10 protein-coding genes and 1 pseudogene are annotated in these 12,896 nt (G+C 71.0%); all 11 read right to left on the bottom strand.

Features of this window, described 5'->3' with window-relative positions:
* Window positions 1–275 (bottom strand): annotated as a pseudogene (locus VBO01S_RS18070) (energy transducer TonB); the annotation flags it as partial.
* Window positions 272–709, bottom strand: a complete 438-nt coding sequence (locus tag VBO01S_RS18065) for an ExbD/TolR family protein (RefSeq protein WP_062477298.1) — start codon at window positions 707–709, stop codon at window positions 272–274. The pseudogene VBO01S_RS18070 and the gene VBO01S_RS18065, both read right to left, overlap by 4 nt.
* A 28-nt stretch (window positions 710–737) precedes the next feature.
* A complete protein-coding gene (locus VBO01S_RS18060; protein WP_062477296.1) occupies window positions 738–1,166 on the bottom strand; it encodes an ExbD/TolR family protein in 429 nt (142 codons plus the stop codon).
* Between the two features lie 31 nt (window positions 1,167–1,197).
* On the bottom strand, window positions 1,198–2,064 hold the full coding sequence (locus VBO01S_RS18055; protein WP_062477293.1) for a MotA/TolQ/ExbB proton channel family protein: 867 nt from the start codon (window positions 2,062–2,064) through the stop codon (window positions 1,198–1,200).
* A 29-nt stretch (window positions 2,065–2,093) separates the two neighbouring features.
* Window positions 2,094–3,257 carry an alanine racemase gene (locus tag VBO01S_RS18050; RefSeq protein ID WP_062477290.1) on the bottom strand — a complete coding sequence of 388 codons (1,164 nt, stop codon included), beginning with the start codon at window positions 3,255–3,257 and terminating at the stop codon, window positions 2,094–2,096.
* Window positions 3,254–5,620 carry an alpha/beta fold hydrolase gene (locus VBO01S_RS31880; protein WP_082818187.1) on the bottom strand — a complete coding sequence of 789 codons (2,367 nt, stop codon included), beginning with the start codon at window positions 5,618–5,620 and terminating at the stop codon, window positions 3,254–3,256. The genes VBO01S_RS18050 and VBO01S_RS31880 overlap by 4 nt, the downstream gene beginning before the upstream one ends.
* On the bottom strand, window positions 5,617–7,290 hold the full coding sequence (locus VBO01S_RS18040; RefSeq protein WP_082818186.1) for a serine hydrolase domain-containing protein: 1,674 nt from the start codon (window positions 7,288–7,290) through the stop codon (window positions 5,617–5,619). The genes VBO01S_RS31880 and VBO01S_RS18040 overlap by 4 nt, the downstream gene beginning before the upstream one ends.
* 51 nt (window positions 7,291–7,341) lie before the next feature.
* Window positions 7,342–8,733 (bottom strand): MFS transporter, encoded by a 1,392-nt coding sequence (locus VBO01S_RS18035; RefSeq protein ID WP_070094994.1) that lies wholly within the window; start codon window positions 8,731–8,733, stop codon window positions 7,342–7,344.
* Between the two features lies 1 nt (window position 8,734).
* A complete protein-coding gene (locus VBO01S_RS18030; RefSeq protein ID WP_062477280.1) occupies window positions 8,735–11,233 on the bottom strand; it encodes a TonB-dependent receptor in 2,499 nt (832 codons plus the stop codon).
* Between the two features lie 71 nt (window positions 11,234–11,304).
* The gene (locus VBO01S_RS18025) at window positions 11,305–12,303 is read right to left on the bottom strand and encodes a FecR family protein (RefSeq protein ID WP_062477277.1); all 999 of its coding nucleotides are present in this window, start codon (window positions 12,301–12,303) and stop codon (window positions 11,305–11,307) included.
* Window positions 12,300–12,872, bottom strand: a complete 573-nt coding sequence (locus VBO01S_RS18020; protein ID WP_223301388.1) for an RNA polymerase sigma factor — start codon at window positions 12,870–12,872, stop codon at window positions 12,300–12,302. The genes VBO01S_RS18025 and VBO01S_RS18020 overlap by 4 nt, the downstream gene beginning before the upstream one ends.
* Window positions 12,873–12,896 lie beyond the last annotated feature (24 nt).

The following is a 12,896-nucleotide window of genomic DNA, read 5'->3' as shown; positions in this document are numbered from 1 at the left end:
GGCGGCACGTAGGCCGGGCGCGGCGGCGGCGGGGCCTTGGGCGTTTCCTGCCGCACGATCTTCTTCGGCGGCGGGGGCGGCGGTGGCGGTGGGGGCGGCGGCTTGATCTCGCTGATGATGGTCGCGTCCATCGGCTTCTTGATCAGCTCGACCGTCTGGCGCGCGAGCCCCGAAACGAGCGCATAGCCCACGCCGACGTGGAACAGCACCATCACGGCGATGCCCACGGGGCCGAAGCGCGATTTCGGGTTGAAGTCCTTGCGGGAGCGCTTCATGGGATGAACTGCTCCGCGCCCACGATGCCCAGCTTGCTCACGCCCGTGCGCTGCGCCGAGGCCATCACGCCGGCCACCACTTCGTACTTGGCGCGCCGGTCGGGCCGCAGGTGCACCTCGGGCTGCACCGCCTGCGCGGCGACCTGCTCGAAGCGCCGTTCCATCTCCGTGCGGTCGGCCAGCGGCTCGCCGTTCCACTGCACGACGCTGAGCGCGTCGATGTCGATGCGCAGCACCTCGGGCTTGAGATCGCTGGGCGGCGGGTTGCCCGTGGGCATGTTCAGGTTCACCGAATGCAGCTGGATCGGGATGGTGATGATCAGCATGATCAGCAGCACCAGCATCACGTCGATGAGCGGCGTGGTGTTGATGTCCATCATCGGCTCGTCGGAAGGCGTGCTGCTGCGCCGCCCCTGCTTCTGTTTTCTTGGCATGGCTTGCTTGTCTCGCTGTCTGCTCGTCTCAGTTGCGCGCGGGCGGCTCGGTGATGAAGCCCACCTTGGCGATCCCGGCCGCCTGGCAGGCGTAGATGATCCGGCCCACCGGCTCGTAGTCGGAATGCCAGTCGCCGCGGATGTGCACCTCGGGCTGCGGGCTCATGGCCGCCACCTTGGTGAGCCGCGCCACCAGCGCGGGCGTGCCCTGCACCGGCGTGTCGTACCAGTAGGTTCGGCCGGCGGCGTCCACCGAGATCACGACGGTCTCGGGCTTGCTCTCGCGCACCTCGTTGCGCTCCTTCGGCACCGCGACGGGCACCGAGTAATTGACCACCGGGATGGTGATGAGGAAGATGATCAGCAGCACCAGCATCACGTCGACCAGCGGCGTGGTGTTGATGGCCGCGATGGCCTGTTCCTCGTCTCCCCCGGAGGCCGGGATGTTCATCGCCATGGCGCAGTCCGCTTGCGTGCGTGCGCGCGCGTCAGGCCGCGGCGCTGCCGGCCAGGATCACGGAGTGCAGCTCGCCGCTGAACTCGCGCACGTCGTCCATCACGGTGATGTTGCGACGCAGGAGCCAGTTGTAGCCCAGCACGGCAGGCACGGCCACGGCCAGGCCGATGGCGGTCATGATGAGCGCCTCGCCCACCGGGCCGGCCACCTTGTCGATCGACGCCTGCCCCGCCACGCCGATGGCGGTGAGCGCGTGGTAGATGCCCCAGACGGTGCCGAACAGGCCGACGAAGGGCGCGGTGGAGCCCACGGTGGCCAACAGCGACATGCCGTTGCCCAGGCGCCGCTGCACGCGCTCGGTGGCGCGGTGGATGCACAGGTCGACGAAGTCGGCGAAGTCGACCTTGCCGCGCAGGCCGTCGTGCTTCTGCGTGGCCTGCATGCCGGCGTCGGCGATGAAGCGGAACGGGCTGCCCTCGGCCAGCCGCGCGGTGCCGGCCTGCACGGTGCCCGCGTTCCAGAACTCGTTGTCGACCGCGCGGGCCTGGCGGCCCATGCGCATCTGCTCGAGCAGCTTGGTGACGATCACGTACCAGCTGCCCATCGACATGATCGCCAGGATGGCGAGCACGGCCTTGGCGACGGCATCGCTCTGCGACCAGAGCGCGCCCACGCCGTAGGGGTTGTCGACCTTGGCGGTGGCGGCCGGTGCGGCAACCGGGGCGGCAGGCTTCTCGGGCACCGCCACGGGCGCCGGTGCGGCGACAGCAGCACTGGCCGCGACCTGCGGTGCGGCCGGCGTCTGGGCGCCTGCGAGTTGCGGCGCGCTGCCCAGGCCGAGGGCCAGAACAAAGGGCGCGGCCACGGCCGTCAGCCGTGCAAGGAATGTCTTCGTCATCGTTGTCTTCTCCAGAAAAATAGATTGCTTCAGGCGCCGGCCTGCCAGCCATGCGCCTTGTCCCAGACCGCCTGCACGCCGCTGCCCGCGCCGTCCACCACGTGGTAGCGGTCGTAGGGCGCGGCCGTCATGCAGGCGTGGTGCGGCAGCACGCGCACGCGGGCACCCAGGGGCAGCGCGCGGAACATGGCCTGTGCGTCGTCGTCGCCTTCGCACGCGATCAGTCCGTGCTCCTGGTGCAGCTCGGCCACGCACAGGCCGGGCAGCGGCACTGTGCCGTCGGCCCGGCACACCAGCCCGAAGCCCAGGCCGGCGCGGAACTCGGCCGCCGACTGGTCTTTCGACAGCGCGAGCGCGCCGGCATCGATCAGCACGCGCCGCGAGCGCGGGTTGTGGCCGATCACGGTGGCCAGCACCGACAGCGCGATCTCGTCCACGCCGCAGATGCCGCGCGCCGCCTGGTCCAGGTCGAAGAAGGTGTAGACGCCGGGGCGCATCTCGGTGACGCCGTCGAGCGACTGCGCGCACACGGCCGTGGGCGTGGAGCCCACGCTCACCACCTCGACCGGGATGCCGACCGCGCGCAGCCGCTCGGCCGCATGCACGGCGCCGGCGCGCTCGGCCTCGGCGATGGCACGGATCGCCGTGCCGCCCTGCACGTGGTAGCTGTGGCCCGCATGCGTGAGCACGCCGGCCAGCGCCAGCGATTCGCTGCGCTGCACCTCGCGCGCGAGCGACAGCAGGCCGTCGTCGCGCGGACCGACGCCGCCGCGGCCGCCGCCCGTGTCGATCTCCAGCAGCACGCGAAAGCTGGCGCCCAGCGCCCGCGCGCGGGCACCGGCCGCCTGCACGGCCTCGACCGAATCGGCCAGCAGCGTCACGCGCGCGCCGTGCGTGCGCTGGATGTCGTGCAGCGCCTCGATCTTGTTCGCGTCGATGCCGACGGCGTAGGTCAGGTCGGTGAAGCCGTGGCGCGCGAAGTAGGCGGCCTCGGCCACGGTCGACACCGTGAGCCCGCCGGCCTGCCCGCGCGTGGCGCGCCGCGCCACCTCCGCCGATTTGGCGGTCTTCAGGTGCGGGCGCAGCGCCACGCCGTGGCGCGCCGCGCGCTGCGCCATCGCCTCGCAGTTGCGTTCGAGCACGCCGACGTCGAGCAGCAGCGCGGGCGTGGTGAGTTCGGCCAGGGGCGTCATCGGCTGGTTCCGGAGGCGATCTGCGCCATCACGCCGTCGATTTCCTCGGCCACGCGCTGCACGAGCGGCGGCAGCAGCACCAGCGTCATGTGCGCGGCGCCTTCGATGCAGGCCAGGCGGCGTTGCGTCGACAGCGCCGCATGCGCTTCCTGGAACTCGGGCCAGCGCTGCTGCACCGCGGCAATGGCCGGGTCGGCACCGGCCGGCAGCGGCTGCTGCTGCGCCCACAGCACGGCCAGCGGACGCGCGCCGAAGTCGGGCGACGCGGCCGCCTGGCGCGCGACGTGCGGCAGGCCGCGCACCTCGGCCACCATGGTGTCGAGCGCTTCGGGCGTGTAGGTCGCCTTCATCTGGCGCAGCACCTGCGGCATGTCGGCGAACAGGGCCTCGATGGGCGCCTGCTCCGGCGGCGGCGGGCCGCCGGCCTGGAAGTCCGCGCGCTTGACGCGCTCGGCCGCGAACTGCGATTCGGGCGGGTGCTCGTACATCGCGAACTGGTCGGGGTGGCTGGCGTCGAGCATCACCACGCCCGCGACCTGTTGCGGGTACAGGCCCGCGTAGACCCGGTTCAGCAGGCCGCCGAGCGAATGGCCGACGAGCACGATCGGGCCCGTCACGCCGGCGGCTGCGAGCAGCGCATGCAGGCGGTGCGCGGTGCGTTCGCCGTCGAAGGGCGCGTCGTCGGCTTCGCTCCAGCCCATGCCGGCGCGGTCGTAGCTGATCACCGGGTGCTTGGCCGCCAGCGCCTGCTGCAGGCGCGCGTAGGTCGGCGAGGCGCAACCGCCGCCGGCCTCGATCACGAGCGTGGGCTGCGCGGCGCTGGCCGGCACGGGGCCGCTGCGCTGCAGGTGCATGGCGCGGCCGTCGATGGTGTAAAGCTCGCCGGGCGCGGCCATGTGGTGCGGGCGACCGGGTTGTTCCACGCGCGGCCAGTAGTCGAGGTCGCGCACGCGGTACGGCAGGTTGGCGAAGTCGGTGCTCAGCGAGGCCGGCGTCGACACGTACAGCACGGACTTGGCCAGGGGACCGAACTCCGCGTGGAAGTGCTGCGCCGACTTCACGATGACCAGCTTCTTGGCCGCCAGGTCGATGCCCAGGCCCGTGAAGAGGTCGGCGCCGATGACCTGGTTGCGCTTGCTGATGAGCACGATGTCCACGCCGTCGGCGGCCTGCACCCACACGCACGGGCCCATGGGCGTGCGCACGCCCGAGAGGCCGCCCTGCGAGTGCGCCTCCACCACGTTCATCACGGTCACGTGCAGGTCGATCGGATCGCCCGAGGCCGGGCCGCACTTGCCGCCCAGGCGCAGCTCGAAGCTCGCGCCCACGCCCGCGTCGCGGCACAGCTGCACCGCGCCCAGGTCCCACACGCCGCCGAAGGCCACGTCGCCGATGCCGCGCTCGACCACGGCGCGCAGCATGAAGGTGCTGTCGCTGGTGGCGCCGCCGCCGGGGTTGTCGGCGGTGTCGGCGATGACCACGGGGCCGCCCTGAACGGCCATGGCTTTGGCCAGCGTCTCCTCGATCGAGAGCGAGGGCACGCCCGTCTCGTGGCGCAGGTCCCAGAAGCCGCGGCCGAGTTCTTCGGCCAGCTTCGCGGCCAGCGCGGGGTCGTTGTCGGTCACCACCCACAGCTTGGCGCCCGACTCGGGCACGTCGGCCCAGGGGAAGCCATGGCCCAGCGACACCGAGAGCACGCCCGGCAGCTTTTCGGCGTCCTGCATGCGGCGCACGAAGCCGGCCATCGGTTCGCGCGTGGTGTGCCACTTTCCGACCATGCGGCAGTCGTGCACGGCTGTCACGGGCTTCACGCGGCCCTGCGCGGTGTCGACCACGATGCGGATCAGCTCGGTCAGGCGCTCGAACGCATCGGTGTGCGGATATTCCTTGTAGCAAATGATCGCGTCGGCCGTGTTCACCATCTTCTGCGTGAAGTGGCAGTGCAGGTCGAGCGACACGCCGATGGGCACGTTCGGCCCGACGATCTCGCGCACGCGCGAGATCACGTCGCCTTCACAGTCGTCGTAGCCGTCGGCCACCATCGCGCCGTGCAGCACGAGGATCACGCCGTCGACCGGGCCGGCCTTGCGCAGGTCGTCCAGGATCTCGTCGCGCAGGCGCTCGTACACGCTGCGCACGGTGCGCCCCAGCGGCTGCGCGAAGGCCAGCAGGCTCTCGACCGTTTCATGGCCTTCGGCGGCCAGCTGCCGGCGCACTTCCACCGCGTACAGGCCGTAGCCGGTGGCGTCGCGCGTGCTGGCGTCGCCGCGGAAGATGCCGTATTCCTCGTAGCTGCCCAGGCCGGTGGGGGCCGAGACGAAGGTGTTGGTTTCGGTGGCGAACAGGGTGGTGAAGAACTTCATGCGCGGGGCTCCTGGCGGGCAAGGTGGATGTTTCGCGAGCGCGTCGTGGCAAACAGCAGTCCCACGACCCGGCCACCCTTGCGCTCCACGTTGAGAACCGATTTGCCCAGCTGGGCCAGCACCGGGTCGACCGAGGCGAGCGTCGCCACGTCGGCCGACAGCGGCGTCAGCACGCACGCGTGCTGGCCGTGGCGGCCCTGCACGGTGAGCTGCAACCTGCCGTCGACCAACACCATCCGCGCGGTGGCGTCGAGGTCGGGGCTGGTGTAGTCGCCGCACAGTTCGTCGGCGAGCGAGGCGGCATCGGGCGCGGTCTCGGGCAGGCGCTCGAAGCGGCGCGGCTGGCCGCCTTCGTGCAGCACGAAGGCATCGGGTGCGCGCTGCGGGTCGATGTCGGCGGTGTCGATCACGAGGTCGTTCGTCGGCAGGTCCTGCAGGCCCAGCCAGAGCTTGCCGTCGCCCTGGTTCAGGGGCCTGGCCTCGCCGGCCTGCCACGACAGCGCCAGCTTTCCGGCCACGTCCGCAAAGCCCAGCAGGCCGCCGGTGGAGGGTGCGTGGTAGCGCTGGCCGGGCAGCGCGGGGAAGGCGCTGGCCAGCGGGCGCACCTCGGGCGGCGCGAGCGCGTCGCCCAGCAGCAGCTCGATCACCTTGAGGGCCAACGCCGACGGCGACACGGGCGCGCCGTTCACCATGGCGATGATGTCCAGCCCGTGGCTGGGCACGCTGATCATCTGCGACTGCGCGCCGAGCACGGCGCCCGCGTGGTGCACGATCTCGACGCCGCGGTACGGGTGGCGCGCGAGGCCGAAGCCGTAGTTCACCTTCGAGCCCGACGACAGCGTGGTGGGCGCCGACAGCAGCGCCCAGCTCTTCGCGCTGCCCACGATCTTTTCGCTGCCGTGCATGTGGGCGAGCCAGCGCAGCATGTCGTCCGCCGTCGACACCAGCGAGCCGCCGCCGTCGAGTTCGCACGGGTACAGGCCGCGGCGCCAGCCGCCACCGGGCGCGGGCATGTACAGGCCGGCCATGCCGGGGACCACGTCCAGGTCGGTCACCACCGACGAGGTGTCGGCCATGCCGAGCGGGTCGAACAGGCGCGCCTTCAGGAAGTCGTTGAAGCTCTTGCCGCTCACGCGCTCGACGATCTTGGCCAGCAGGAAGTAGCCGCCGTTGCTGTAGACCATGTGCGTGCCGGGCTCGAAGTTCAGCTCGCTCTGGCGCGCCATGGCGGGCAGGCCCGGGCCAGGCAGCGTGAACGTGAGGCCGTGCGCGATGGCCCACAGCTCGTCGTGGCCGCGCCAGCCGCTGGTGTGCGTGAGCAGGTGGCGCAGCGTGGGGCCGTTGGCGCTCAGTTGCGGCAGCTCGGGCAGGTATTTCTGCACCGGGTCTTCCACGTCGAGCAGGCCGTCTTCGGCCAGCAGCAGCACGGCCATGGCCGTGAAGTGCTTGCTGGTGGAGGCGATGCGCATGCGCGTGGTCGGCTTGAGCGCCACGCCCATCTCCAGGCTGGCCATGCCGACGGCGCGGCGGTACAGCAGGCGGCCATGCTGCGCGATGGCCAGCACCAGGCCGGGCGCGTCGCTGCGGTTCAGGGGCGCCACCAGCGCGTCGATGGCGGCCAGTGCGGAAGCGGTGTCAGGAAGAGAGGCTGAAGGGTGTGGTTGTGACATGGAGGAACAACGAACGATGAAAGGGGGGAGCGGGATCTCGACGCGGAAGGCTCAGTTCGGTTTCGCCTCGCGCATCAGGCGAACGAACGGGCCTTCGGCGGCGCGCAGCACCATGGCGCCCAGGCTGCCGCCGACCAGCGTGGTCACGACGATGGACACCGCCAGCCCGTTGGGCATCGACTTGAGGGCGTCCGACAACATGCCGACCACGAGTGGACCCACCACGCCGAAGGGCAGGCTGGCCAGCGTGAGCATGGCGATGGTGCGGGCGCGCAGGTGCGGCGGCGCCGCGTCCTGCAGCACGTTGGGCAGCAGCACCGCGCTGCCGATGAGCGGCACCACCAGCAGGCCCAGCAGCGCGAAGTTGTGGTTGGCCGAACTCGTGAACAGCAGCAGCGTCGACATCAGCGCCGCCGAGAGATTGCCCAGCATGATCAGCCGCAGCGCCGCGGCCGGCCCCATGCGCGGCTGCACGTAGCGCATCGACAGCACGCCCAGCAGGCCGCCGGCCACCGTGCCGCACAGGAAGGCCAGGCCCATGCCCTGCCCCATCTGCACCGGCGTGACGCCGTAGGTGCGCGCCGTGAGGATCGGCAGCCAGGTGCCCAGCGAGCTCAGGCCCACGCTGGTCAGGCCCACGCCGACCACCAGGCCCGCGAAGGTGCGCCAGTGCTGGCGCAGGTGCTGGCGCAGGGTCGTGGCGCCCGGTGCGTCGGCGGCCGGCGCCCCCGGTTTTGCCTTGGCTTCCTGTGCACCGCCGCGCGGCGTGCGCCGGATCGACAGCACCAGCAGCGTCACCGGAATGCCGGCGCTGGCCAGCACGAAGAAGGTCAGGCGCCAGGCTTCGAGCTGCTGCATCGCGACCGGCAGCCAGGGCCGCAGGTCGTCCGTCAGGTGCACGATGGTGCCGCCCAGCAGCGCGCCCAGCGCACTTCCGAAGATGGCCGACAGCGCGAACACCGCATTCGCCAGCACCCGCTGCGCGCGCGGGAACAGGTCGGGGATCATGCTGTTGGTGATGGGCGTGAGGCCCGCCTCGCCCACGCCCAGGCCGACGGAGGCGACGAACAGCACGCCGTAGTCCATGGCTGTGCCGCGCATGGCGGTGGCGGCGCTCCACAGCACCACGCAGGCCGCGAGCACCACGCGCCGGTCGTAGCGGTCGCTGAGCCAGCCCAAGGGCAGCGTGGCGATGCCGGTGAACAGCACGATGCCGGCGCCCTGCAGCAGCCCGAGCTGCGTGTCGGACAGCGACAGCGTCTGGCGGATCGGCTCCGTCAGCAGCGTGAGGATGACCTTGTCGATCGAGCCCAGCACCGTCGCGATGATGAGCACCGCCAGCGCATACCAGGCGCTGGTGGGCGCCTTGCGGGTCGTTTCCAGGGCCGCAGGGGCGGCCGCATCCAGCGGCATCGGTGCCGCGAACGGTGGGAGGCCCGACATGTCAGAACGGAACGTTGACGTTCACGCCGATGGTGCGCGCGGGCACGAGCGCCGCGGTCACCAGGTTCGGGTTCGCGTTGAGTCCGGTTTCGATCGACACGATGCCGCGCTTGTTCGTCAGGTTGCGCACGTAGGCCGAGACGCTGAAGCGCTTGAAGTCGATGCCCGCCTGCAGGTCGACCAGCGTGTAGGCCGGCATGTTGATGCTCGGAATGGCCGTGCTGCCGCGGTAGCCCGCATCGCGCTTGCCGGTGTAGCGCGCGCTGATGCCGACGTAGGCCGGGTGGTCGGCCAGGCTGAAGTTGCGCGTCACGCCCAGCGTGGCGGCAAAGCGCGGCGTGTGCGGCAGGCGCGCGCCGGCCTTGGCGCCCAGGCCCTTGGCATCCTCGGTCAGGCGCGCATCGACGGCCGCGGCATTGGCGGTGAAGCGCCATTCCTTGCTGGGCTTCCAGTTGAGCGTGACCTCGCTGCCCTTGATGCGGGCCGCGCCCGCGTTGGTGACGAACACGAAGGCGCCGCTGCGCGTGGGCTGCTGCACGCCGGTCCACTCGATGTCGTACAGCGCCGCCTCCAGCGACAGCGTGCGGTCCAGCAGGTCGGCCTTGTAGCCCAGCTCGTAGCTCCACAGCGAGTCGGAGTTGTACATCGGCTGCACCACGTTGCGGTCGGTGTCGGCCTTGAGCACGTTGGGACCGCCGGGGCGGTAGCCGCTGGCCGCGCGGAAGTACATGGTGCTCGTGTCCGACAGCGTGTACTTGGCCGCGGCCAGGTAGGTGGTCGGGCTTTCCGACGAGGTGCCGGCGGCACTGGCGGCGACCGACCCGACGAGCTGGCCGGTCTGGCGGCTGGCGTACTTCTGGTTGTTGCGCGCCAGGCGCACGCCGCCGGTGAGCGAGAACCTGGGCGTCACGTTCCAGGTGACGTCGCCGTAGGCCGCCTCCTCGCGGTAGCGCGAGGACTGCGTCGACGTCAGCAGGCCGAGGCTGCGGCCCCCGATCAGGTTGGCGTCCATGACGCCGTTGTTGCTGCCGCGTTCGCGGTTCAGGTACAGGCCCGCCAGCCACTCGATGGTGGTGCCCGAGCGCGAGGTCAGGCGGAACTCCTGGCTGACGCGGTGCTGCTCTACGGCGCTGTTCACCGGCACCGAGGCCACCGGCACGCGCAGCGCGCTCAGCAGCGGCCCGTAGCGGCCGGTGACGTCGACGGTGTTGTTGATCTTCACGTCCTGCGCGGAGGTGATCGAGTTCAGGCGGGCCCAGCCGAAGTCGTATTCCACGTCCAGCCCGAACAGCTGCGTGAGGTTGCTGTACGACTCGTTGGCCGACAGCTGGCGCGTGCGCTCCCGCGTCCAGGGGCGCAGCGTGCGCTGGTCCATGTCCTCGAAGCCCAGGCCCTTGCGATGCACGTCCTGCACCGTGCCCGTGAGGCGCACCGTGAGTTCGCGCGTGGGCGTGAGCAGCAGCGAGACGCGGCCGCCGTCGGTGTGGCCGCGGTCGATGTTGCGCCCGCGCGCCAGGCCCGTGGCGTCGTAGCTGCCGCCGAACTGGTCGGTGAAGGCGGCGAAGCGCACGGCCGCCACGTCTTCCTTGAGCGGCACGTTGAGCACGGCGCCGGTCGTGAAGCCGGGGCCGCCGCCCTGCGTCCACGAGGTGCCCAGCTTCACCGAGCCCGCGAACTCCATGGTGTCGGGCTGGTTGGTCACGTACTTGAGCACGCCGCTCATGGCGCCGGCGCCGTACAGCGTGCCCTGCGGGCCGCGCAGCACCTCGATGTGGCTCAGGTCGAGCATGCCCATGTCCAGCGGCGTATTGCCACCGCTCGCGCCGGCCGAGCTCATGCCGGTGGCCACGTCGTCCACGTACACGCCCACGGTCGCGATGCCCTGCACCGGGCCGGTGGTCAGCCCGCGCATGGTGAGCGTGCCGCCCACGCTGCCGCTGCTGGTGAGGTTCACGCCCGGCTGCTCGGCCACGTAGTCGGCCAGGTTCTTGGCGCCCGCGCGTTCCAGCGCCTGCGCCTTCATCACGTTGACCTGCATCGGGATCTCGCGCACCGGCTCGCGGCGGCGCGTGGCGGTGATGGTGACGCTGTCCAGCGACTGCGGCGCCTCGTCGGCCTGCGGCTTGGCGGCAGCGGCGGCCGTGTAGATCACGATGGCGCCGTCGTCACCGCGGCGCGTCTGCAGCGGCGTGCCTTCGAGCAGCCGCGCCAGCGCGTCCTGCGGCGACAGGGCGCCCTTCACGCCGCGCGTGGCCACGCCCTTCACGTCGTCGACCTTGTAGAGCAGCTGCACGCCACCCTGCGCGATGTAGGCGTCGAGCGCGGTCTTGAGATCGCCGCCGCTCACGTCGAAGCCCTGCGGCGGGGTCTGCGTCTGCGCGTGCGCGGCCATGCCGCTGGCCAGCGCCCACGCGCCGCCGATGACCCACGGGCGCAGCGCGCCGTACGTTCGCTTCTTCTTCTGGGGCGGCAGGCCGGTGCGGGGCGCGGTGCGATTCATTGTGTGTGTCTCCAGCGTGGTTATTTGTTTGGGTACCCACTGAGACGAATGCCCCGTCACATTCCGGTAATTTACGGATTCGAAATTCTGATTTCGTTGCCGGCCTCGTGCGCAGCGAGGCCGAAGCCCTGCTTGAGAAGCGCCACGAAGCCGCTCATGTTGTTCGCATCGAAGCTGCCGCCAATGCGCACCTGCGCGATGACCGGGTCGGCGATCACCAGCTTGCGCAGGTTGTAGCGGTTGAACTGCGCGGCCGCGTCGCCCAGCGTGGTCTGGTCGAACACGAGCTTGCCTTCGCGCCAGCTGAGTTCGTCGTCGACCTGCTTGGGCGCCTTGGACATCACGAGCACGTTGTCGGCATGCGTGACTGCGGCCTGGTTGCGCGTGAGCACGGTGGGCTCGGCGCTTCGGGCATCGGGCTTGGCCGCGGCGATCTGCACGCGCCCTTCCTCCACCGTCACGTTCACCTGCTCGCCCTGGCGCCGCACGAGGAAGCGCGTGCCCAGCACGGTGATGCGGCGGTCGCCGGCGATGACGACGAAGGGATGGTTCTTGTCGTGCGCGATGTCGAAGTAGGCCTCGCCCGCGTCCAGCCACACCTTGCGCCCGCTGTCGTTCACGGCCGTGCGCACCTGCGTGGCGGTGTTCAGCGTGAGCTTCGAGCCGTCGGACAACGCGACCGACTGGCGCGCACCCACGGCCGTGGCGTAGTGCTGGCCGCGTTCTTCCTGCGTGTACTGCCAGCCGAGCCAGGCTGTGCCGGCCGCGGCCACGAGCACGCCGGCGGCGATGCGTTGCAGCGAGAAGCGCGACAGGCGTTGAGGCGGACGCGCCGTCTGCGGCTGTGGTGCAGGCGTCGGCGCGGGGATCGGGATCGCCGGCGTGCGCAGCGCGCCCAGCCGGTCGCCGCGCTCCCACGCGCTGGACAGCCGCAGCCACGCCACGCGGTGGGCGATGGAGGCGGCGATCCAGGCGTCCAGCTGCTGCTGGTCGGTGTCGGTCCAGTCGCCGCTGTCGCGGCGGGCCAGCCAGTCGGCGGCCAACGATTCGATGCGCTGCGCTTCGCTCATGGTGAGAGCCTCCGCTCGTTCTGCGCTCGCCCGAAGGCCTTGGTGTCCAGCTGCACGCCGCCCGACAGCAGGGCGTCGGCCAGGGCGCGCACGCCGCGCGACACCTGCCGCTCGACCGTGTCCTCGGTGATGCCCAGCTGCGTGGCGACCTCGCGCTGCGAGAGCCCGTCGATCTTGCGCATCTCGACCACGCGGCGGCACTTGGAGGGCAGCGCGTCGAGCGCCGTCTGCAGCAGCCGCAGCTCGCCGCGGCCGGCCGCGTGGCGTTCGGGCGTGAGCTCGTCGGCCGAGAAATCGAGCGCGTCGAGGTCGGCAATGATCTCGATGGAAACGATCTGCGCGCGCCGGGCGCGGTCGATCAGCAGGTTGCGCGCGGTGGCAAAAACGAAAGGCTTGACCTGGTCGGGCATGGATCTGGAGGCGGACTCGTAAATGCGCACGTAGACGTCCTGCCGCAGGTCGGGCACTTCGGCGTCGTCGCGCCAGTTGCGGCGAAGGAAGCGCGTGAGCGCGGCTTCCATCGGCAGCACCTCGCTGACGAACCAGGCATCCAAGTCACTGAGAACCACGAAGCGCTCCTGGAAATTGAAGGG

The organism is Variovorax boronicumulans NBRC 103145 (assembly GCF_001591345.1).
GTDB classification, from domain to species: Bacteria; Pseudomonadota; Gammaproteobacteria; order Burkholderiales; family Burkholderiaceae_C; genus Variovorax; species Variovorax boronicumulans.
The sequence above is the reverse complement of the archived record's forward strand: the minus strand, read 5'-3'. Positions and strand labels throughout refer to the sequence as shown.